At 62.7% G+C, this 23637-nt stretch carries 15 protein-coding genes; all 15 read right to left on the reverse strand.

The window, feature by feature from the left end; translation table 11 throughout:
- Positions 1–269: 269 nt before the first annotated feature.
- The 15 genes from J5J83_RS00280 to xdhA all read right to left on the reverse strand — a co-directional run bounded on the left by J5J83_RS00280 (position 270) and on the right by xdhA (position 23564).
- Entirely contained in the window at positions 270–4904 is a 4635-nt protein-coding gene (locus tag J5J83_RS00280) for a glycoside hydrolase family 99-like domain-containing protein (RefSeq protein WP_212343867.1), read from the reverse strand.
- A gap of 67 nt (positions 4905–4971) precedes the next feature.
- Entirely contained in the window at positions 4972–6429 is a 1458-nt protein-coding gene (locus J5J83_RS00285; RefSeq protein WP_212343871.1) for a methyltransferase domain-containing protein, read from the reverse strand.
- Positions 6430–6474: 45 nt separating this feature from the next.
- Positions 6475–9057, reverse strand: a complete 2583-nt coding sequence (locus J5J83_RS00290) for a glycosyltransferase (protein WP_212343872.1) — start codon at positions 9055–9057, stop codon at positions 6475–6477.
- Positions 9044–9760 (reverse strand): WbqC family protein, encoded by a 717-nt coding sequence (locus J5J83_RS00295; protein ID WP_249115563.1) that lies wholly within the window; start codon positions 9758–9760, stop codon positions 9044–9046. Before J5J83_RS00295 ends, J5J83_RS00290 begins: the two co-directional genes overlap by 14 nt.
- A gap of 21 nt (positions 9761–9781) precedes the next feature.
- Positions 9782–10990: a DegT/DnrJ/EryC1/StrS family aminotransferase gene (locus J5J83_RS00300; protein WP_212343879.1), complete on the reverse strand. Its 1209-nt coding sequence runs from the start codon at positions 10988–10990 to the stop codon at positions 9782–9784.
- Positions 10987–12189: an aminotransferase class I/II-fold pyridoxal phosphate-dependent enzyme gene (locus J5J83_RS00305; RefSeq protein ID WP_212343880.1), complete on the reverse strand. Its 1203-nt coding sequence runs from the start codon at positions 12187–12189 to the stop codon at positions 10987–10989. Before J5J83_RS00305 ends, J5J83_RS00300 begins: the two co-directional genes overlap by 4 nt.
- On the reverse strand, positions 12179–13006 hold the full coding sequence (locus J5J83_RS00310; RefSeq protein WP_212343881.1) for a sulfotransferase: 828 nt from the start codon (positions 13004–13006) through the stop codon (positions 12179–12181). Before J5J83_RS00310 ends, J5J83_RS00305 begins: the two co-directional genes overlap by 11 nt.
- Positions 13003–13707, reverse strand: coding sequence for a class I SAM-dependent methyltransferase (locus J5J83_RS00315; RefSeq protein WP_212343882.1), 705 nt, complete (start codon positions 13705–13707; stop codon positions 13003–13005). Before J5J83_RS00315 ends, J5J83_RS00310 begins: the two co-directional genes overlap by 4 nt.
- 31 nt (positions 13708–13738) lie before the next feature.
- Positions 13739–14806, reverse strand: coding sequence for a hypothetical protein (locus tag J5J83_RS00320; protein WP_212343883.1), 1068 nt, complete (start codon positions 14804–14806; stop codon positions 13739–13741).
- Between the two features lie 280 nt (positions 14807–15086).
- Positions 15087–16019, reverse strand: a complete 933-nt coding sequence (locus J5J83_RS00325; protein ID WP_212343884.1) for an ABC transporter permease — start codon at positions 16017–16019, stop codon at positions 15087–15089.
- Positions 16020–16028: 9 nt separating this feature from the next.
- Positions 16029–17093: an ABC transporter permease gene (locus J5J83_RS00330; protein ID WP_212343886.1), complete on the reverse strand. Its 1065-nt coding sequence runs from the start codon at positions 17091–17093 to the stop codon at positions 16029–16031.
- Positions 17080–18672, reverse strand: a complete 1593-nt coding sequence (locus tag J5J83_RS00335) for an ABC transporter ATP-binding protein (protein ID WP_249115564.1) — start codon at positions 18670–18672, stop codon at positions 17080–17082. Before J5J83_RS00335 ends, J5J83_RS00330 begins: the two co-directional genes overlap by 14 nt.
- Positions 18669–19751: a xanthine dehydrogenase accessory protein XdhC gene (xdhC, locus tag J5J83_RS00340; RefSeq protein ID WP_212343895.1), complete on the reverse strand. Its 1083-nt coding sequence runs from the start codon at positions 19749–19751 to the stop codon at positions 18669–18671. Before xdhC ends, J5J83_RS00335 begins: the two co-directional genes overlap by 4 nt.
- Positions 19748–22072: a xanthine dehydrogenase molybdopterin binding subunit gene (gene xdhB / locus J5J83_RS00345; protein ID WP_212343896.1), complete on the reverse strand. Its 2325-nt coding sequence runs from the start codon at positions 22070–22072 to the stop codon at positions 19748–19750. Before xdhB ends, xdhC begins: the two co-directional genes overlap by 4 nt.
- Positions 22059–23564 (reverse strand): xanthine dehydrogenase small subunit, encoded by a 1506-nt coding sequence (xdhA, locus tag J5J83_RS00350; RefSeq protein WP_212343898.1) that lies wholly within the window; start codon positions 23562–23564, stop codon positions 22059–22061. The genes xdhB and xdhA overlap by 14 nt, the downstream gene beginning before the upstream one ends.
- Positions 23565–23637 lie beyond the last annotated feature (73 nt).

Genomic DNA, 23637 nt, shown 5'->3' on the forward strand with positions numbered 1-23637 from the left:
CTTCAATCAGGTTCGGAGGTTGCTCGGACCGGCTGGATATGAGGAAAATCGTTCCGGTCTCCGAGCCTTCTGAGGCTGATAAAGCGAGATGCGTGCCAGGTAGTATTTTTCTTTCTATTTCAAGTTTTTATGTGGTTTTCTTGGGTGCTGCCGGCAAGTCTTGCCGGCGTGGGTCCGGGCGCCGGCAGCCGTTTGCCGGCAGGGCGGCAATTTATCAGTTCAGGTGCGCCTCACCCGGCAATATGCGCAACGCAGTCGGCTGGATTCGCTCAAGCCTGTGCAGCCCACGAGTTGACCCATTCGGTGAGCTGGAGCGGGCTGCTCCAATCCCGCAAAACGGTCGCCCGCAGCGCATCGCCCTCCCGTTTGAGCGCGTCGCGTTCGCCAAGCCGTTCAACAATGGCGGAAACCCATCGTGAGGCGGTGTTTGGAAGCAGTGTGACGGGAAGCCCGCATTGGTAGGGCACGATGTCGGTCGCGATCACCGGTACGCCGACTGCACCGTACTCGAGCAGGCGCAAATTGCTCTTGCATTCGTTGAAGCGATTCAGCTCGAGTGGGGCAACTGCGAGGTCGAGATCGAGTGCCGCCAGGCTTGCCGGATAATCGGCGAACTTGACGCCAGTGTGGAACTCCGCCAAGTGAGGCTTGATGTCCTCGAGACACATGCCGAAGAAGACCCAGTCGACCTTGTCTGCTGTCGCCGCCACGACGTCACGAATGACAGCGAGATCGCCGGCATGGCTGACGCCGCCTGCCCAGCCGACCCTCAGTCGGGCGCTTGGCAAGCGCCCCGACCTTGCATGAGGCAGCCAAAGCTCGGGGTCGAGGACGTTGGGCACGCAGCGCACGTCATCATGCAGGCCGCGAAAGGCATCCGCCAGCGCAGGGGTGGAAACCGTCACCGTATCCGACAGTCGGCACGCGTCGCGGACGCGACGGCTTATGTCGGGCCACACGTCCCGAGCGTGGATGTTGCTGCTCGGCAGTTCCATCAGGAGATCGTCGAAATCCATGACGACCCGAAGCGGCAGGATCGACCGCAATTCGGTGAGCGCAAGGAGTTGGGCGTCGTCGACCTGGCGCTGGGTGTGCAGCGTGTCGATGCCGAGGCGGGCAATCTCTGCCGGTGTGGGGTAGCCGGCGGCAATTCGTGTCCGGACCAGCGTATTGGCGTGCGCAGCTTGGGCAGGCTGAACGACACGGTAGTGTCCCGAGCCGGCTGCGTCGGCCGGCAATGCAAGGACGCTTGTCAGGCCGAGTGTGGAAAGCGGATCGGGCGCGAGGGCCGCGCGGGGTTCAATCTGAAGATGCCTGGAGGCGAGACTCAATGCAGGGTGACCGGCCGGGTCGGTGATGATTGCGCTGTGCCAGCGCTGCAAAAAGCGTTGCCGGGCGGCCGTGAATCGTGCCGCAGCCCATTGTGACGTTTCCGCCGTGGTGAAACGCGTCTTGAGTGTGTGGCCCGCGTCGTGCATCAGTGTCGCGTGGGGCGTCCACAGCAGACGGTAACCCGATAAGCGCAGGCGCTGGCAGAGGTCGAAGTCGGCATAGCCCAGGTCGTAGGCTTCGTCAAAACCACCAATGGCATTGAATGCGGCTCTTGGCACGAGCATGCAGGCCGCGGTCAGCGCGCCAACCTCCTGGGTGTGCTGTAGGTTGCCGTTCCAGCCCTCGTGCTCCATCGATGCGCCGGTGTCGTGCATGTCGGCGGCACCGGACAGGCCCAACATGACCCCAGCGTGTTGCAGACGACCGTCGGGAAACACCAGGCGAGCACCCACCGCGCCGATATCGGGATGGCTGGCGAGGCCGAGCATGATCTCGAGCCAGTCGCGATGAAGCGCCGCAGTGTCGTCGTTCAGGAACAGTAGCATGTCCCCCGTAGCGACTCGGGCGCCTGCATTGCACAGCGCAGCGAAATTGAAGGCGCCCTCGAAGCGAACGGTCCGGAACCGCGCCGGATCGATCGCTTCGAGGCCCCCGATCAGCGCGCGTGCGGCGGCGTCACTGCCGCCGTCATCGACGATGATCAATTCGAAGTGGGGCCAGGCGGTATTCTCGAACACCGATTCGACGCAGCGTTTCAGGATGTCGGGCTGATCACGGGTGGGAATGATGACGGACACGCGAACATTTTCGGCGGGCGGGTAGTGCACCTGAAGGCCCGGAACGACCGTCAACGGAATCAGCGTGGTTGTCATCGAGAGACGGGCGAAATGCGCATCCACGGCCTCCCGATGCGCAGCCGCCAGCATATTGGCGTCGCCCCTTGAGGCGGGATGACGGCTGCGGTCGCGCCACAGCAGGACTTCCTGCACGTGCGCCATTTGCTCGGCGCCCATTTCGATGGCAACGAGACGAAGGGCGGGGAGGAAGGAATGCGATGGAGTATCGCTGGGCACGCGTGCGAGCAACGTCGCCCTTACGGCGAGAACATCCGGTTGATCGACCCTGCAACGCAGGGTTTCGAGCGTGGGTGTTGGCCAAAGGCGCACGGTAGAGCGTGTTTCGTCGCCGGTGTGTACCAGTGCATCGCAACTCAGAAGGCCGGCATTGGGGCGCTGTGCGAGTGCCAGCGCAAGTGTGAGCAAGGTATGGGGGAAGAGGCGATCGCCCGCGACGAGCGGAAGGATCCAGTCCGCGTCGGTTTCAGTAGCGATGCATCGCAGGTCGTTGTCCCACCGGGTCGGTGTCCGATGCTCGACCTTGGATCCATTGATCCAGTGGGATGGAATCGCATCCACACAGACCAGAGTTACGGCGTCGGGTTGGAGGCACTGCTCGGCGAGCGTCTGAAGCGTGTCGAGCGTATCGGAATCAAGCGATTCGGACCACAGCACGACCTGAAGGCGCGGTTTGGTCAAGCGTGCCAGTGCCGTACGAACCAGTTCGATTTCGGCACGGTTGCGCGGCTGTACCAGCCCTTCGGGCAGATAGCGCAATGCAGCGGATGCGCTACCAAGCTGTGGCGGCAATGTCGATTCGCTTGTGGCGAGGGTACGCAGGGTGTCGGCTGTGGCAGCGAGATATCCATAGCCGACGTGGCGGTCAGGTTCGAGATGGGCGCCTTCGGCCCATTCGTTCCAGGCATTGATGAACACATAGCGCAACCCGGGCGGGTTGTGGCGCAGCGCCTGATTGGCTGCGAGGCGCAACCATGTGGCATACCTTGCAGGTGTCGCATGATGGAAAATTCGTCCGCGGCCTGGTCGGCGGGCGTCGTTGTCCCAGCCAGTCATGACCCCCGGGAAATAGGCGAATGGGCGGGGTTTGTCGTCACCGAATTCGGCCAGGGAGGTCGCGAGCACGGTGTCCCGATAGTCGAGAATCTCACCGCTGAAGCCGGGATCGACCATGTCGAGTTCGCCGTTGATTGGCGGCATGTTGCGGAGTTGATGAGGCGGAAAGCCGACCGCCGCATCAAAACCGAAAGGCCTCGGGTCGTCGATGTCGAAGGAACATACCGCGACCAGATGGAGATCGCCGATGCCAAGCGCCTTGGCCTCTTTGCGCCACCGCATCGCCGTCGCCTTGGCATCGTCGAGCAGACTCGCGCGATAGACAAGCAACATTGGCTTGCCATCGACCCGGATATAGCGCGGATCTGCGAGATAGGGCTGGATGTGGCGCAGAAAGGCAATGTCGTCTCGGGGCGAGTGCGATTGGGCAATCAGGACTTCCTGCTCCTGTCCATCCCAGCGGCGTGTCCAGTTTTCGTTGGCCCAGCACAGGCAAAACGGCATTTCCAGCGTGCTGTCAGCCAGAAATTGTCGCAGCGGCGCTTCGAGCAGGGTACGACCGTTGAACCAGTAGTAGTAAAAGCAGAACCCGGCAATCCCGTGTGCGCGTGCCAGCTCGATCTGACGGCGCATGATGCCCGGTGTGTTCAGGTCGTAGTGGCCGAGCTCGTGAGGAAGCCGCGGTTGGTGGTGGCCGATGAAGCGGGGGACAGCCTTGGCGACATTGGTCCATTCGGTGAACCCCTTGCCCCACCATTGGTCGTTCTCGGGAATGGCATGGAACTGGGGCAGGTAGTAGGCGAGGAATTTGACCGGTGGTTCGGGCGGAAGGTCGTCGCGTCTGGACAACGGGCGCCAGTGCGGACTGCGGGTGTCCGACAGCGGTTGCTGCAACAGTTGCCTGGCGTAGGTGGCGAGGGTCTCCGCGCGCAGGGGACGCGGCCCCGGCGTCAGATCGGCTACTTCCAGTCCAAAGGCGGCACAGACCGCCGTCAGACCGATTTCGAGTGCTTCCGGTGTTTTCGTGCCAGCGAACGGGGCAGCTGAACCCAGATATCGTTCATGGATCGACTTGACCAGCGAGCTGCGCACAAGCGCGATCGTGTGGGCGAAATAGTTTGCCTCGGCCACTGCTTCTTTTGGCAACGCAAGCACTTGCGCGAGTTTGCCGGCGAGCGATGCATCGACAAGCCTGCCGAGCGTTTGGCGCGGCAAGCCAGCGGGAAATGCCATGCCGAGTTGCGGATTGCCGACAAAAGCACTTACCGCTGCGAGAAACCGCTCGGGTTCGAGGAAAGCACTCGCATGCTTGTTGAGGACCTTGCGGTCGATTGTTCCAAGCGTGTCACTGCCGTAATCGAGGCGGCAAACGATGTCGGCCATTTCGACCGAGAACGGCGGCTGCTGGTGAGTGAGCGAATCAATAAACTGTACCGAGCGGGGCGCATCCGTGGCCGTCTCCCACCGAATTCCCTCGATGGTGTTGGCGCGAACCTCATGCTTGTCCGCAATGATGATGGCACGTGCTTCGAGCCGAGGGTCCGCGACCAAGGCGATCGCAGCATTCAGTCCTTCCCGATCATTTGTCCGCACGTAGAACAGAACACGGGGGCGCTGACCGGTTGGTGGCTGCGTGGCGTCATCGAGGTGCTGGCTTGGCATGGGCAATGTCGCTGTGGAGAGAGAGTTGAGCGGGCGGACAGACGGGAGGGTGCGGCGGAGACACTCGTCAGGTCGGCTTGCGCAGCACGATCAATGCCTGCGGCAGGTAGTTGCGGTCATCGATGAAGGCCGTGAGTTCAAGCGCATGCGTCCAGTGCCGTTCGACGTATCCGCGCGGAATCAGTGATTCGCCATAGAACGCCTCACTTCCCGCGACGCCGTAGCCGGTTGCCGAATGCAGAAACTCACCGCTGTCGTAGGCGGCTTCGCACGCGGTCCGGTCGACAAACGAATTTGCAAGGTGACGGTGCCATGGGTGGGAGAACTCTTTTTCGGCACGCATCTGTTCGCAAACACCCAGCAGTGAGCGTCCCTGCGTCGTGATCGCAATCATTCCGCCGGGACGCAGAATGCGCGTGAACTCGGCAATCCATGCATCCGAAGCTGCCGCCGAGAGATGTGAGAAGACAGAGTAGGCGATGATCAGGTCGAACCCGTCGCTTTCAAGGGACGTCGGGGGCAGCGGCGTCACCGTTTCAAAGCGGGCATAGGGAAAGGTTTCACGACATACGTCGATGTATTGCTCGCTCACGTCGACGCCGACGACGTTCTCGGGGCGGAAGTCGTGCATGAAAATGCGGGCGTAGCGTCCCCATCCCGTTCCGAAGTCGAGTAGCCGCCCGCTTCCGTCCCAGCGCACGCCATCGAGTTGACAATGCTCGCGCACGGCGCGGTAGAAGCGCATGCCCTCCCTGAGCGCAGCTTCGTTGCTCGATCCGACCATGCCGACCTGCAGGTCTTCGGACGGAAAGCCGGGCAGCGGGAAGCCGTTGTAGGCGGGAACGGTCACGCTGCGGATCAGGACGTTGAGCCATTGATGGTCGTCCAGCGCGTGAACACCCTCCCAGGCGCGAGAGTCTGCCGAGTTCCATTTCTCGAGTGGGGCAAGCCTGAGTTCCCGGCGCAGGGCATCTATTTGCGCCGTCAGGCGCCGGTTTTCCGCGGTGAGCTGGTTGTTCTGTTCTTCAAGCCGAGCCTGTCGTGCATCGGCTTCACGTTGAGCGGGCGTCGGCGCTCTCAGATCCGAAATGAGCCGCGCCCAGGCGACGGGCGAAATCTGCTTTTCGGCACTCAGAATCTCGCGAACGAGCGCCAGCACCTCGGTGTCGCTTCCGTTCTTGCGCAGGAGCGGGCTCAGAATGGACAGCGCGCAATCGGTTCCGGTGCGCGCAGCCTCCGCACTGGCAAGGCGAAGGGTGACGACCTGCGGCGCCTCGGGTTGCGCCGCAGCGACTTCGAAAAGCGTGCACGCGGCTTCCAGGTCATTGCTCGAGATCGCGATCGCGGCGAGGTCGTTGTACACCTCCCAGCACTGCGTTCCCACGTCAGCCAATCCTCGCAGAATCTCGAAACCGTCAGCAAGCTCACCTGCGGTTACCAACTGGTTGGCCCGAGCGTAGGCTTGCAGATGGGCATCGCTTCGCGGGCTGTCATTGTTGGCCGCAGTCTGTTCCGGGCTATTCATTTCCTGTCACTCCTTTGCGTGTCATGCGCCTTGAGGGCGTTGGCTTCACCGCCGGTCGTCCGACTGGGCGGTGGCGCTTCCCGACGCGGAAATCGCGACCTCAGTCCGATTGGTCTCTTGATTTGGAAGCAGGGCGGCTGCCCGCTCCCGGATTGCGGTCAGTGCCTCGAGCGCGTCCTTGAACCGGGCGCTCATCTTTGTCTGTTCGTATTGCATGTCGGTGCTCAACCGAGCCCATGCAACGGGCGATAGCTCGGCCGACAAGCCCAGGATGCGGCGTATAAGTGCAAGTGCCTCGCCATCTTTGGGGTGGGCACGCAAGTAGGGGCTGATCGTTGCGAGCGCCTGTTCATACTGGCCCGCATCCGTCTGAAAGGCGGCAAGCCTCAGGCTTGCCTTGCCGGGCGTGGGGCTCTTGGCTACCGCGGTGTGCTGGAGGGCAAGGGCGGCTTCCCTGTCGTTCTGCCGCAGGGCGAATTCAGCGAGATCGGCGTAGACCTCCCAGATGTCGCTATCAGCCTCCGCCAGTGCAATGAGCTCCGCTATTGCGGCATCGGTGTGTCCGGCTGCCATTCTTGCAGTTGCCTGCTCATAGCCCGTCCGATCGGAGGTGGCCGGGCTTTCCACTTCAGGATCGGCTGCAAGTTCGATGGCACTGTCTGCGAGTCGAATGATTGTTCGTGCCACGCTCTGAGCGCTGTCCGGATTCCGGTCGTGGTCCGCTGCTGCGGCCAGTCTGCGGTTGAGGGGACTGGCCGGGTCGATGAGCCACGTTGCGGTCCCCGGCGCTCGATGGGGTATGGGGCCGTGAACGGCCTGAAGGAATCCGAGGGCGCGCGATCCCTGTTCAAGTTTTGACCACGAGGTACCAATCAATTCGCGTATTCTTGCCTGTGCTTGATTCTGCCCGGGATGGATCCGGAAACTGCTGAGCGCTTGGGCAATGTAGGCCGCTTCTCCCTGCGACAGGAGGTTGTGCCAAGCGGCGATATCTCCAACGACGCGAATGTCGTCATGGCCATTGAAACTTGCATAGTGCGGCTGAATCCACTGGAGGTCTGCCTTGCGAAACATGACCGTGGTGGGTTCGCCGATGAAATTGGCCTGCAGCGCAATGACTGCGCCGGCAAGTGCGTCACCCTGGAAGATGCAGTCGGTGTCGCTCAGCATCTCGGTATGATGGTCTTCGGGCAGTGGGTTGCCTGCCGAATCGATTCGAGTCCTGCGCGAGAAGGCGAGCGTTACGGACGGGTCCAGGCGGAAGGCGTCGACCATGCGTTCAATGCAATTTGGCGCAAGTCTGTCGTCGTCACAGAGGAACTTGATGAAGGAGCCCTTGGCGCGTTCGATGCATTGCGCAAAGTTGGCCCGACCGCCAATGTTCTCCGGGTTGCTTATCCACTCCAGATTCACGCCCGGTGGTGTCCGCTCCGCGGCAATCTGGCGAAGATGATCTGCACCGCTGTCATCGCAGACCAATATGTGAAGGTTCGGGTAGGTCTGCGCGAATGCGCTATCGAGGCACTCCGCGAAGAACGCCGGTTTGAACGCGGGGATGGCCAAGGTCACCAGCGGGTTGGTACCGGGTGGAATGAGGCGGTCTCGCGCGTGCAGTACGAGATTCTCGCTGGCCTGCGGTGCGCTATCGAGTCCCGCATAGCGCGTATGTTCAAGCAGGGACTGGCGTTCGGCCATCTCGACGGGGGGCGTCAAGATCAGCTGGGCGCCGGGGCCAAGAACACGTCGAAAATTTCGCAACAAGGAGAGCGTCTCCGCAGCCGACTGCCCGCTCAGGTCGGCAGTGAAGCGTATTTCCGATACCGGAGGCAGCTGGAAGGGCGCTGGCGCGTGCGCGTGTGTCAATGGGGGTGATTCAGTGGCGATGGGCTCGGTCTTCTCGCGCGATGCAACATCAGACGATTCGCGGGTCCGGGAAAACAGAAAGGCGTGATTCTCGAAGTGCTCCAGTTGGTGCACCTGACCCCAGTTTCGCGAAAAGACGGGATGAAATCCGAGCGCCTCCAGGGTATTGATGAGATCGGTATCGGTGATGCCCCACTGCCAGATGTGATGCACATCCCTCCACGGCCGTCCGTGAACCGGGTGTGGTTCGTCGAGGCGGCGAAACAGCTGCGAATACGTCGGGTGTTTCGGGTCGTGTGGGACGTTGCGAAAGTACGCTTCTTCTCCGAGTTCCAGCAGCCTGACCGTTTTCTCGCCCGTATATTGCTGGTTGAAGATCAGGATGTGCGAGGCCTTCGCTGCGTACATTCGAAGGATTTCATCCCAATCCGGGCGAACCTGGTGCAGTAGCGTGTCGAAGAGGAATACGACGTCGAAGTCCGGCAAGCGTTTGAAGACTTCCGTATCACCGAAATTTCCCTGAATGAACTCGAGCCGCGGCTCATCTTTCAGCGCGTCGAGAAAGGTCTGGGTCGGGTGAGTGTCGACCATCGTGCCGCCAATGCAGCCTGTCTGGGCGAGGGCGTGGAATGCGTAGGCACCGTGCACTGCCCATAATCCCCCGAGGTCCACGAATCGCCACGGCCTACGGATATTTCGACCCACCTCTTCGATGAGTTCCAGCTTTCCCGGGTGGGGGGGGTTAACGATCTCATTGTTCTGCATGGTGAGTGTTTTCCATTCGCTGCTTGCACAGGTAGGCGCTGGTCTCATCCACCGAGCACCACATCAGGACGTCGAGAATCGACAGGTTCTCTTGAAAAGTGTAGGGGCCGCAGTCGTATGTGAGCTGATTCATGCGCGTGAAGGACAGGCGGATTTTCGCTGCCTGCCACTCATCTGTTCTGAAGAGCGCGCGACCGCCAGGGGGATTGAGGTATTCGCTCGCACCGAGTCCCGACGCGATGCGCAGTGCCCATTGTCCCGCATGTTCGACGTCGTCGAGTTCGAGACCCAGCGATGAGCAGCGCTCAGGGGCAAACGGAATGGCCAGCCTTTCTGCAACCACGGCCAGACTCGCCAGGCTCAGCGTGACGAGTGCGTCCGAGCGCGTTCGCGAGAACGTTTCCCGAACGATTTCTATCACGGCGCCATGATGGGGCGCACGCCCCCGATAGTGGTCGAGCTGCGCCACGAGTCTTCGCTCCGTTTCGCGCAAGTCGGAAACGACCATGTCCGCGAGTCGCGTGCCGTGCGGAGCCTTCCGGACCGGCATGACAAAGTATTGCCACCCTTCGGCCGGATGCAGGATCCGATTGCGGTTCATCCAGCTGTGTCGCTTGTACTGGGTGATATCGAACGCAATCCAGCGGTCCACCGACGCCATCAGCTCGAAATAGCCGATGTAGGGAAAGGGATAGGGTTGCATGATGCCGAGCCTCATCCCGGATCAGTCCCCTGAGCGCTCGCGCGCGAGCCGTTGATTGATGGTCGGCGCATTTCCGGTCGCGAATTCAATGACATCGCAGATTCCGTGCGCAATGCGCTCCGTGACACAGGGACCGAGCGGAATTTGCACGGTGTGCTCGCACAGCGCTTCGGTGACGGGGAGTGAAATAGGGCCTGCACTTTCAACATACGGCGACAGACGATGCACGCCGGGGTAAAAGTAGCGCCTTGCAAGGATATTCTCTCCGCGCAGCAACTCGACGAGAACGTCCCTTTCAATGGCGTCCGGATCGTTTGCCGTTTCGAGTACCGCGTACTGGAAATTGTGCGTGCCGTGGCCGCTGAAATCGCGGAGCCTGACGCCGCTCCAGTCTTGCGAGCGCGCGCGGTATATGTCGAAAATCGAACGGTTATGTTTGCAGTTCGAGTCATACTGGTCAAGCGAAAGCAGCGCCATTGCGGCTTGCGCTTCGCTCATCTTGCCGTTGATTCTGAGACCAACATTGGCAAATGTCTCGGCGTTGTGAAAGTTTCGTATCGTACGTGCTCTCTTGGCGAGTTCATCGTCGTTCGTGGTCAAGCATCCTCCTTCGGCGCCGCTGATGATTTTCGTGGCATGAAAGGAGAAGGCTTCCATCTTTCCCAGATTGCCGATCATTCGCTCCCTGTGCGAGCAGCCAAAGGCATGCGCGGCATCGAAAAAAAGTACAAGTCCGCTTTCGTCGCAAAGTGACTGGAGTTGATCCGGGTCGCACGGTTGGCCCCACAAGTGCACACCCAGAACCGCAGAGGTCCTGGGGCCGATGTGTGGGGCGACCGTTGCGGCCGACAAGGTGTGTGTGTGCGGATCCACGTCGGCGAAAACCGGCTCCAGTCCAGCCCAGGTCAGCGCCTGGACGGTTCCGGGGAAGGTAAAGGCGGGAACGATGACCTCACCCCGCAGCTCGAGCGCGCGGGCGGCAACCATGAGTGCAATGGTACAGTTCGTCATGCAAATTGCATGGCGTACGCCAAGCGTATCCGCAATCCTGGACTCGAGACGGGCAACGAGTGGTCCATGATTGGTGTAGTAGCCCCGTTCGAAAATCCCGGAAAACATGCGTTCAAAGTCCTCCCAGGGCGGGAGGTTCACCTGGCCCACCGGGAGTTCTTCTTCGAAAGCAGGTTTTCCCCCGAAAATGGCGAGCTGCTCGAGTGTTGTCTTGATCATCTTGAGGTCCCAGCCGCGGCCAATGCAGATGAAATGCTCTCTGCGTGGATGTACGCGAAATCGACGAGTGCAGCCAGCGTGTCGATGTCGTCACGGCTGAGGCTTTCTCCCGCCGGCATCTGCACGATTTGCCCGGACAAGGCTTCTGCAACTGGCAGAGGCGCGTGGCTGGGGTTGTCCTGCAAGTGAAGAGGCGGGGCGTAGTACGGTCTTGCGAGTGCGCCCTCTGCGCGCAGGATCGAGACCAGCGTGTCGCGCGCCAATGGCCAGTCGGGCGCGATTTGCAGAAGGGGGAATTCGTGGTTGGTCTTGTTCTCGGTGGCGTACGGTATCCACGAGATACCGGGAATATCCGCGAACGACTCGCGATAAGCCTCGATGCGACTCCGGTTCCGCTCGATCAGCGCAGGCAGATCGTCAAGTGCGGCAAGGGCGCTGGCGGCGTGAAGTTCATTGAGCTTCGCATTCATTCCGAGGGTGTCTATCGAGGACTCACCCGTGAAGCCGAAGTTGCGCTTGCGTCGCAGCAAGTCTGCAAGGTTCTCGTCGTGCGTGGTGATGTATCCGCCTTCAAAGCCGTTAAGCAGTTTTGTCGCGTGCAGACTGAACACCTCGGCTCGACCGAATCCCCCGATTGGTGTGCCGGCATAGGTTGCACCAAGCCCATGGACCGAATCGAACAGAAGGGTGATTCCCCTGGCGCGACAGAGCGCTTCGAGCTCGTCTATTGGGCAGGGGCTGTTGGCCTGGTGTACGCCGAGCAGCATGATCGTGTCCGCGGCCATCGCCGCGGAGGCCGTTTCGGCGGTCAGCGTGTGGGTATCGCGATCGACGTCACAGAAGAGGGGCTCTTGTCCGGCCCATCTTACGATGTGCGGCAGGCCTGCATACGTGAAGGTGGGGATCACGACACTGCCAGTGCGGCCTGCAGCAATCGACTGGATCAATGCGATGAGCGCCAGTCCTGCATTTGCGTACGCAATGCAACAGGGCACGCGGTGAAAATCGGCGAGACGACGCTCGAGTAGCTGCACCATCGGTCCATTGTTGGACAGTCGGCGCTCGGCAAAGCATTTCCTGGCCAGCGCAAAGAACCTTGCCTGATTCGGCTGGGCAAGCTGGCCGATCGACTTGACCTGGGAAAAGAGGGGCTTGCCGCCAAACAGGGCGAGATCGGAAAGTGCATTCTTACCGGTCATGAGCATGCTCGTCCGAGAGAAATGATGCGAGCCGGGTTCCGCGGAGTGCGCCGACGATCTCGGCACTGATGTCCGGATCAAGTTCGGATTTCCAGCGCGTTGAAACGCCGGGGTGTTTGAATACAGCGCGTGGATGATCCTTGTGCTCGGTGCGCGACTGAACAAGGAACGCTTCGGTCTGCGCGTGTACGTCCAGGCCGAGTGCGGGAAAAAGTCCTTTGATGCAGGCCGTCGGATCCTCGACGCAACGTTCGTATTCCAGAAGATGGAATCTGTCGGCGTATGTCGATTGAAGGTCTAGAAATAGATTGGCAACGCTTCTCCAGTCGTCGAACCCCCAGTACTCTCCCGGGGCGGTCTTCCTGCAGTGACCGCTTTTCCATTCGGTGCGAGGGTCGGCTCCGGACGGAAATTCGAGCGGATTGGTGAGCCATGAATGAATGGCTGCACGCGGGTCGCGCACGATCCCGACGACGTTGGCGGTCGGGACCAGTTCAAGGAGTCTGGGCAGCAGATGGTGAAAGCGCGTCGACTTGATGGTGAGTGTGGACGGTTGTGGATTTCTCTGCGCAAAGTTCGGTACCAGTGCTTCCTTGCGCAAGTACTCCTGATCCAGATAATCACTGTGGGTCGAGTAGGTCGCCTCGAGAAGACGATGCCATGCGTCGGCATCGCTGCGTTCATCGAGCGCGTTCTTGAAGTCGTACGAAAAGAGCGGGCACAGTTTGAATCTGACGTCAGGGTTGGAGGCGAAGATCTGCCCGATCCAGTTGGTGCCCGAGCGGGGCATGCCGGCTATCCAGATGACCCTGTTCATTGAGAAGCCCTTTCCATTGGCGACAGGAGCGCATCGAAACGGTAATGTGAGGCGTGAAATTCAGCGGGCATCATGCTGATTTCGCATTGCCATCCGGAGGCTTCTGCCATTTCCGAAAACGCCCGCGCGGAATACCAGACGCCGATTGGGCTCAATGGCGAGTCAAGGTCGACATTGTCGGCACGATCTGAATTGAAGAACAGCGCGGCGCGATCGCGGTCCGGAATATTGCCGATCATCACGCGCTGGAGCGTCGGCAGGTTTTCGCGCAAGGCTGAAAGCAGCGCGCCGGCACGTTCGCGGGAGAAATACTGGAGCGAGCCATAACAGACCGCCTTCGTAAAGCCAGCGTTTTCCGGCGTGCTCAGAAGGTAGCTGAGGGCTTCGGAAACGATGTAGCGGTCCCGCCCGTCGCCCGCGAATCGGGTGTTTGCAATCTCGATCAAGTGCGGTGACGCGTCGACGCCCACACCTTGCGTGCATTGACGAAACCACTGCGTGGAAAGCGCCCCGTTTCCACAGCACAGATCGAGGAGGGTGTCGGACTTGTCGAGTGCCAGTTGCGTCGACACCCGGTTGATGATCATGGCGATTTGCGCGTCGGGCAACGGTTTGCCATTTACCGTCCGCTTGACCTGCCCCCAGAGATCATCGTCGCTGCATGCGCGCGCGTGAGCATCGTAGCTGTTGTTTTCGGGCATGAACCTTGTCATCGCAATTCCCGTTCCGACACTATTGGTCACCGGGCTTGGTCATGAGTATCCAGGAGAGGATGAGACTCAGCTTCTCCACGCTCAGGACAACCGGCTGACACGGTTTGCTCGTATGGCGCTGCGTTTCCCCGGCAAAGAGGGTATCCCTGCCGAAGTATCGTGCTGCAACATGCCTGTTACCCTCCTCGTAACGTTCCTGCACCCATGTTCTTGTTTCGTGAGTGTGCAGTGGTGCGTCTTCCAGCAAGGATGTCGATGCCATGGACGACAGCGCAATCAGCTGCTTGTGAAAGCGTCGCTTCTCGATGGTGCCGATGGGCAGCTGGTTGATCGTGCGCTGAAACTCTAGCAGATCGCGGATGAGTCGTTGATTCGGGCGTTCCGCGGCATAGGTCAGGCTGCTGTCGTCCAGGCCGAGAATCCCGGCAAAGTCGCGTCTGACATCCAGCTCGGTCTGCGCTTCGTCCGGATATATCCGGATGATGAGGTGCTCTGGCGTGAAGGCGTCCGCCCAACGGGTAATGCGGGATTCATAATCCCACAGCGTGTCGTAATCGATGATGCTCTGCTCGAAGCTGCCGGAATATCCCTGTGCTTTGACGATCTGGTTGTACCAGGATTCAACCACGCGCTCCTGGGGTCGGACATACAGCACAACCACGGTGTCTGCCGCCCTGTGACCAAGGGTGGCGAGGGCGCCACGGACAGCGATCGGATCCGTCAGCCAATAGAAGTTCTCGCTGCTGAGAACAAGCTTTGCAGGTTCGGGGGCGAGCCGTGTTTCAGCCACAACGGCTTCGATGAGTTGATCGAGCGTGCGATCCTGCGGTGTGGCCCAGTCGGGGTAGCCGCCCGAAAGAAGCAGCGCCAGATCATGGTGTCCGAATCCACGTTCAATGGACGCGGGGTAGAGGAACCCATGTGCCGCAAGCGACGCCCGGTTGTCGACCAGAAATCGCTCGATTGCAGTCGACCCCGTCTTTGGCGCGCCGATGTGAAGCACGCAAGTTGCATTTTCAACGAGCGCGCGCTGGCGAATCGGATGGGCATCCTGTGCGGGTGGTTGAAGCGGTTCTTGAATGGTCACTCCAGCGTTTCCGAAAAGCACGACGGGCTAAGCGTCGGCCCTTCCGAGCGACTGTTGTTCAATTCAACCATCGCATTGGGCCAAGTGCGACTTTACTCGCGATTGGCCGGGTCTGATTCCTCAATCAAGGCCGTAATTCATGGTCATTTCTGCCCGGAAGGGGGGGTAAGCCTCAACGGAGGGCTATACCCACCTACGACCATGAGCGGAACTGGCCGTTCTCGTTCTTGTGGCAGTAAACGCTTCCGGAAGGTTGGCCGGGAACGGGAGACCTGGTCGTTCAGCCCTCGGCCCTGAACGGCTTTCCCAGCGACATCGGCGAATTGAGCCGGATGGTATTCACGTTGCGCGAGATCACCACCAGCACGATGATCGTGGCCCAGTAGGGCAGCGACGACAGGAACTGCGCGGGGAAATCGATCTGCATGCCCGAGCCCTGAATGAAGAGCTGGGTGATCATGACGCCGCCGAAGAGGTAGGCGCCGACCAGCACCCGCAGCGGACGCCAGGTGGCGAACACGACCAGAGCGAGGGCGATCCAGCCGCGGCCGGCGACCATGCCTTCGACCCACATCGGGGTGTAGAACACCGACAGGAAGGCGCCGCCGATGCCGGCCATGGCGCCGCCGAACAGCACTGCAAGGTAGCGGATGAGGATGACCGGATGGCCGATGGCGTGGGCCGAGGCGGGCGATTCGCCCACCGCACGCAGGATCAGGCCGGCGCGGCTGCGGTAGAGGAACCACACCACCGCCCAGAACATCGCCCACGAGAGATAGACCAGGGCCTGCTGGTTATAGAGCGCCTCGCCGATCAGTGGCAGGTCGGCAATGAAGGGGATGCGGATCGGCGGTACGGCGGGCAAGGCGATGGATTCGAAGGGCTTGCCGATGAAGGCCGACAGACCGACGCCGAAGATGGCCAGCGCCAGTCCGGAGGCCACCTGGTTGGCCTGCAGGGTCAGCGTGAGTAGGCCGAAGATCAGCGATACGGCCATGCCCGCGCCCATGCCGGCGAGCACGCCCAGCCAAGGGTTGCCGCTGTGGTGGGTGACGGCGAAGGCGGCCACTGCGCCCATGGCCATCATGCCTTCGGCGCCAAGGTTGAGCACCCCGGCCTTTTCATTGACCAGCAGCCCGAGCGACACGATGATCAGCGGGGTGCCGGCCACGACGGTGGCAAACAGCATCGAAGTGAAGAGCGAAGCGTCCATGATCGGCCCTCAGGCGGTGACGCGGCCGAATCTCAGCCGATAGTGGATGAAGACGTCGGAGCCCAGCAGGAAGAACAGCAGCAGGCCCTGGAACACGAGCGAGATGGAGCTGGGCAGGTTCATGTATTGCTGTACTTGCTCACCGCCGATGTAGAGCAGCGCCATCAGCAGGCTGGCGAGCAGGATGCCGAAGGGGTTGAGGCGGCCGACGAAGGCCACGATGATGGCGGCAAAACCATAACCCAGACTGACCTTGTCGGTGAGCTGCCCCATGGGACCGGCCACTTCGCTCATGCCGGCGATGCCCGCTGCGGCGCCGCCGGTGAGCAGGCCGATCCAGATCATCCGGTTGGCCGAGAAGCCGGCATAACGCGCGGCCTCGGCCGCTTCGCCCGCCACCCGCATCTTGAAACCGGTGTAGCTGCGGTTCATGAAGGCATAGCCGGCCACGAGCGCAGCCAGTGCCATCAGGAAGCCTGCGTGCAGACGTGTGCCCTCGATCAGGATCGGCAGCAGGGCGTGGTCCGCAAACATGGCTGTCTGCGGAAAGTTGAACCCGTCGGGGTCTTTCCACGGGCCGAACACGAGCCACGACACGAACAGCTGCGCCACGTAGACCAGCATCAGCGACACCAGAATCTCGTTGGCGTTGAACTTCGTCTTCAGCAGGGCGGGGACGGCGGCCCAGGCCGCGCCTGCGGCCGCACCTGCGAGCACCATTGCGGGCAGCACGAGGCTGCTGTCGGACTCCTGAAAGTACAGCGCCACGCCGGTGGCGCCGACGGTGCCGAGCATGAACTGGCCTTCGGCGCCGATGTTCCACACGTTGGCGCGAAAGCCCACGGCAAGGCCGATGGCGCACAACATCAGCGGCGTGGCCTTGAGCAGCAGTTCGGACACACCATAGAGGTCCTTGACCGGGCTGACGAGGAACAGGCGCAAGCCTTCGACCGGGTCCTTGCCGAGGGCGGAGAACACGGCGATGCCGGCCACCAGCGTGAGCAGGGTTGCCAGCACCGGCGACAGGTAACTCATCAGGCGCGAGGCCTCCGCGCGGGGTTCAAGCCTGAGCATGGGCAAGCTCCCCGGTCTGTTCGGACTGTTGCGCAGCAAGGTCGGAACCCGGCCACAGGCCGCTCATCCACACGCCGATGTCTTCCACGGAGGTTTCCGCCGTGGGGCGGACCGGTGACAGCCGGCCTTTGGCGATAACCGCGATGCGGTCGCAGATCTCGAACAATTCGTCCAGCTCCTCGGAGATGACCAGTACCGCACAGCCGCGGTTGCGCAGGTCGATGATCGATTGGCGGATGAAGGCGGCGGCGCCGACATCGACGCCCCAGGTCGGTTGGGCGCAAACCAGCAGTTTGGGGGCCTGCAGGATCTCGCGACCCATGATGAATTTCTGCAGGTTGCCGCCGGACAGCGATTTTGCCGGCGAGGGCGGACCACCGCACTTGACGCTGAAAGACTGGATGCAGTTCTGCGCGAAGTCGCGTGCGCGGCTGAAGGCCAGAAACCCGCCGCTGACGAAGTGCTGCGATTTTGCTGCCGTCAGAATGGCGTTGTCGGCCAACGACATGGTGGGCACTGCGCCGCGGCCGAGGCGCTCCTCGGGAACGAAGCACATGCCGAGCTTGCGCCGCTGGCCCGGGTTCATGCGACCGGCCTCGGTACCGAGGATCTGTACCGGGAATTTCTCCGCGAGGGGCTCTTCGCCCGAAATCGCGCGCAGCAGTTCCTGCTGTCCATTGCCCGACACGCCGGCGATGCCGACGATTTCCCCCGCGCGAACGTCGAGATGAATATCGCGCAGGTCGGTGGCAAAGGGGTCGGGCGTGGCATGCGACAGGCCCGCCAGGCGCAGGCGCACTTCGTCACTGGCATGGCTGGCGCCGTGTTCGCACACCGGCAGGTCCTTGCCGATCATCAGCCGTGCCATCGATTCCGGCGTTTCCTCGCCCGGGCGGCAGTGACCGGTGACACGGCCGCCGCGCAGTACCGTGGCGCTGTGGCACAGCTCCTTGATCTCGTCGAGCTTGTGGCTGATGTAGAGGATGGAACAGCCCTCGGCGGCGAGCTGGCGCAGGGTCTCGAACAACTTGCGCACGGCCTGCGGCGTCAGCACCGAGGTGGGTTCGTCCATGATGAGCAAACGCGGGTTCTGCAGCAGGCAGCGCACGATTTCCACCCGCTGGCGTTCGCCTACCGACAGTGCATGCACATGGCGGCGCGGATCGACCGGCAGGCCGTAGCGCTTCGAGACCTCCTCGATGCGCTGCGCCAGTTCGCCAAGGTCGGGTTTGCCGGGCAAGGCAAGGGCGACGTTCTCGACCACAGTCAGGGTCTCGAACAGCGAGAAGTGCTGGAACACCATGCCGATGCCCAGTTCGCGCGCATGGGCGGGGCTCTCGACGGTGACCGTCTTGCCTTCCCACTGCATCTCGCCGGCGCTGGGGCGGGTGACGCCGTAGATGATCTTCATCAGCGTCGACTTGCCCGCGCCGTTCTCGCCGAGCACGGCATGGATCTCGCCCGGCGCCACTTCGAGGTTGACGTTGTCGTTGGCGACGACGGTGGGGTACACCTTGCGGATGTTGCTCAATACGAGGCGCGGCGCAGTCTGTGCGGGTGTCGGAGTCGGCTGGGTCATGGTGTCGAGCATGCGGGGGCGGCGTGATGATCCCTTGCGGGCTGGATTGTCGGGGCGGGGGAGCGAAGGCTCATGAGCTGCGCGGCGATGGCGATGGCGATGACTTCGGGCTCCTTGCCGACCACGGCCGGTTCGCCGACAGGGCTGACAATGCTTGCCAGTTGCGCCTCGCCGTAGCCGCGCGCGCGCAGTCGTTGCTCGAAGCTCGCACGCTTGGAGGCGGAGCCGATCAGACCGAGAAACCTGAAGTCGCCACGGTCGAGCCAGGCGCGGACCAGCTCCAGGTCGAGGGCATGGCTGTGGGTGGTGATGATGACGGCGGAGCGAGGCGGCTGGCTGCCAACCTCGGCTTCGGGGATGTCGGTGATCACGGGGCACACATTGTCCGGCGTCCAGGCCAGGAACTCGGATTCGCGCGGATCGATCCAGGTGACGCGGATGGGCAGACGCGACAGCACCTCGATCAGCGCGCGGCCGACGTGGCCGGCACCGAACAGGGCCAGGTGCAGTTCGGGAGGGCGCACGAGTTCGACGACGTGGCGCGTGCCCGTGACCGGCTCGGTGCAGATGGTCGCGGCGTCGGCCGGAAGTGCGCCGAATGCGGCAGCGCAAGCTTCAATTCCGGCGTCGCCGTGTCGGGCGAGCCTGTCGTCCAGGCGCGCCACCTGTACCTCGCCGGTGTCGAGGGCGAGTGTCCTGAGCCAGGCAAGCTGCCTTCGTTCCAGTATGCGTGCGGCATCCACCCAATCGCGGCTGGCTGCACCGACGAGGTCAAAGGCGAGATGTACGACGCCACCGCAACATTGGCCCACGCTGGCGCCGAGGGGAAAGCGTTCGATGCGGGCCGGCGCGGGCAGGCCGGCGGCGGCATCGACAATCATGCCGCGCGCGATCTCGATCGCACGCAGCTCGAGATGTCCACCGCCGATGGTGCCAAAGCTCGAGCGCAAGCCGACCAGCATGCGCGCGCCCGTGGCCCGTGGGGCGGACCCGTGCACGGCGGCGACGCCGATCCACACCAGGCGCTCGCCGGCATCCAGGGCCGTGGCGAGGTGCTCGAGCAGGTGCGCGGTGTTCATGCGCTGCGCGCCCGCTGGCGGGCGTCATCTATGCTGCGCAGGATCTCTTCGGCGGTCGCGGGTGCGTTGAGCAGCGGGGTCACCCGATAATCCGCAGCCGCGGCAACGGCATCCTTGATCGCGTGCCAGACCGACAGCGCGAGCATGAAGGGTGGCTCGCCCACCGCCTTGGAGCGGAAGATCGCATCTTCAGCGTTGATTGCGCGCGCCCACAGGCGAACGTTGAAGACCAGGGGCACGTCTGACACTGCTGGGATCTTGTAGGTGGAGGGGGCGTGGGTACGCAGTCGTCCGGCAGCGTCCCAGTGCAGTTCCTCCATCGTCAGCCAGCCCATGCCCTGAATGAAACCGCCTTCGACCTGGCCGAGATCGATGGCCGGATTCAAGGACTGGCCGGCGTCGTGAAGGATGTCGGTGCGCAGCACTTTCGATTCACCGGTGAGGGTGTCGATGGCCACTTCACTGCAGGCCACGCCGTAGGCGTAGTAATAGAAGGGCCGCCCCGACAGCGTGCTGCGGTCGTAGGCGATCTTCGGGGTGCGGTAGTAGCCCGTGGCCGACAGCGAGATACGGGCCATCCACGCGGCATGTACGAGTTCGGCGAAACTGACGACCGTGGCGCCGGCGTGGACGCGGTTGGCGCGGAACTCGACCTGGTCCTCGCGCACGGCGTACCTGGACGCGGCGAATTCGGTCAGCCGTGCCTTGATCTTGCGTGCGGCATCCTGAGCGGCCTTGCCGTTGAGATCGGCCCCGCTCGAGGCGGCCGTGGCCGAGGCATTGGGCACGCGGGCGGTATCGGAGGCGGTGACGCGGATGCGATCGACGTCGATCTGCAGTTCGCGTGCCACCACCTGGGCGACCTTGGTGAACAGGCCCTGGCCCATTTCGGTGCCGCCGTGATTGAGCAGTACCGTGCCGTCGGTATAGACATTGAGCAGCGCGCCCGCCTGATTGAGGTGGGTGGCGGTGAAGGAGATGCCGAACTTGACCGGGGTGAGGGCGATGCCGCGGCGAATCACCGGACTGCTTGCGTTCCACTGGCGGATCGCCTCGCGACGGGCACGATAGTCGCAATCGGCTTCGAGTTCGGCGCTCATCTCGTGAATGACATTGTCCTCGATGGTCTGGCCGTAGTGGGTGGTGTTGCGTTCGCTGACGCCGTAGTAGTTGAGCTTGCGAACATCGAGCGGGTCGCGCCCGAGCGTGCGCGCGATGACGTCGACGACCTCCTCGATGCCGAACATGCCCTGCGGTCCGCCGAACCCCCGGAACGCAGTGTTGGACACCGTATGCGTCTTGCACCGATGGGAGTCAATGGCCACCGCGGGCAGGTGGTAAGCGTTGTCGGCATGGAACATCGCGCGATCGGCAATGGCGCCGGTCAGGTCGGCCGAATACCCGGCGCGGGTCGACTGGGTGAAGCGTACGCCGAGGATGCGGCCGTCGGCGTCGAAACCCGCCCGCCAGTCGATGCGGAAGTCGTGGCGCTTGCCGGTGAGCACCATGTCGTCGTCACGATCCAGCCGCAGCTTTACCGGTCTGCCGGTACGCAGCGCACCGATGGCGGCAATGGCCGCGATCTGCCCGGGCTGGCTCTCCTTGCCGCCGAAGCCGCCGCCCATGCGTCGGCATTCGACGGTGACATCCTTGGCCTCGATGCCAAGGGCGTGGGCGACCTGCAACTGGATTTCGCCCGGATGCTGGCTGGAGGAGTGAAGTTTGAAGGTGTTGTCTTCCTGCGGGATGGCGTAGGCGATGTGGGTTTCGAGGTAGAAGTGATCCTGCCCGCCGTGGCGTACCGTGCCTTCGAGCTGGTGCGGGGCGGCCGCGATCGCGGCATCGACATCGCCGTGTCGCAGGCTGATATCGGGCAGCACGCGGGTGCCGGCCTCGAGGGCTTCATCGATGCCGAGCACGGTGGGCAGGCGGTCGTACTCGACGATTGCGAGCCGTGCTGCGGCGCGTGCAGCGCGCATGTCTTCGGCAAGTACCGCGAACAGCGCCTGACCATGGAATTGCACCTCGCCGGTGGCGAAGATCGGGTCGTCATGGATGACGGGACCGAAATCGTTACGGCCCGGAATGTCGTCTGCCGTGAGCACACGAATGACCCCGGGTGCTGCACGTACCGCGGACAGGTCCAGCTTCACAATGCTGGCGTGGGCTTCGGACGACAGCCCGATAGCGCCGTGGAGCGTGCCGCGCAGTTCGGGCAGGTCGTCAATATAGGTGGCGCTGCCGGTGACGTGCAGGACCGCGGATTCGTGCGGCAGCGCACTGCCGGCACCGCCGCGGGGTTCAAGTTCAGGGCCGGTCATGGTCGGCCTCCATGCTGTCGATGCGGGTGGCGGCGCCAGCCAGCTCGAGTTGCAGCCGGGTCAGCAGGTTTCTGGCAACCTCCATCCGGTAGGTGGCAGACGCGCGCATGTCGGACAGGGGTTGAAAATCCTGCGCCAGCGCTGCACGGGCATCGTTCAGGGCTGCGGCGTCGAACGGGCGGCCGGTCAGCGCGGCCTCCGCATGGCTCGCCCGTTTCGGGGTCGCCGCCATGCCGCCGAACGCCAGTCGGGCCTCACGCACGGTGCCGTGCTCGAGTTGCAGGCAAAAACCGGCGAACACGGCCGAGATGTCCTGATCCTGACGCTTGGAGATCTTCCATGCCCGGACCAGTTGGCGGTCGCGCGCCTGGCCGGGGAGGGGAATCCGCACCGAATGGACGAATTCGCCAGGCGCGAGCGCCTTCTTCTGATAGCCCAGATAGAGCGCCTCGAGGGCGAGCGTGCGACGCTGACGGCCACCGCGCAGCACCACTTCGGCGCCTACGGCGATGAGTGCCGGCATCGAGTCGCCGATCGGACTGCCGTTGGCGATGTTGCCGCACAGGGTGCCGGCATTTCGGATCGGGCGCGAGGCAAAGCGGCGCCAGAGCTCGCTGAATTCCGGGTAGTGCTGCAGGATGGCCCGGAATGCGTCTTCGAGGGTGACGGCGGCTGCAATCTCGAGCCAGCCGTCGGTTTCGGAGATGCGATCGAGCTCGCGCACGCGCCCCAGATAGATGAGGTGGGGCAGGGTGCGAAACTGCTTGGTGACCCACAGTCCGACGTCGGTGCTGCCGGCAAGAATGGTCGCCCCGGGATGGGCGGCGACACAGTCGGCGAACGCGTCGACGCTGCGCGGTGCCGTGAAGCGTCCGCCAGCGTGAACGATGTCGAGCGTGCGGTCGTCGGCGTCGAGCGCACTCAGGCGCTCGAACAGGGCCTGCGCGGCGGCATCGCCGGGCAGCCATTGTGGCGCAGGCAGGCTGCCCGACGGCACCGGCAAGCGGTACATTTCGTGCGCGGCCGACTTGATCGGGCGATAGCCGGTGCAGCGGCACAGGTTGCCGGACAGCGCATCGGTCACCGCGCCGTCGTCCGGTGCGGCCTCGGTCTGGTACAGCCCGAACAGCGACATGACGAACCCCGGGGTACAGAAACCGCACTGCGAGCCATGACACGACACCATGGCGGCCTGCGCCGGGTGCAGGCGGCCATCGGCCGCGCGCAGACTCTCCACGGTGAACAATGCCTTGCCGTGCAGAGTGGGGAGAAACTGGATGCAGGCGTTGACGCTGCGCCAGTTCAGCTGTCCGTCGCGCACCTCGGCCAGCACCACCGTGCATGCGCCGCAGTCACCCTCGGCACAGCCCTCCTTGGTGCCGCAGCGGCCCGCGTCTTCGCGGAGCCAGTTGAGCAGTGTCGTCGTCGGACTGACATTGGTCAGCCGAACATCGCGACCGTCGAGCAGGAAATGAAGTTCTGCGGTTGTCATGGCCTGAATTTAGCATCGACTGCAACATCGTGACGATGCCGTTGTTTATATAAAGTATTGAAATTGATGGGGT

It is taken from the genome of Azoarcus sp. L1K30, from assembly GCF_018122735.1.
Lineage (GTDB): Bacteria > Pseudomonadota > Gammaproteobacteria > Burkholderiales > Rhodocyclaceae > Parazoarcus.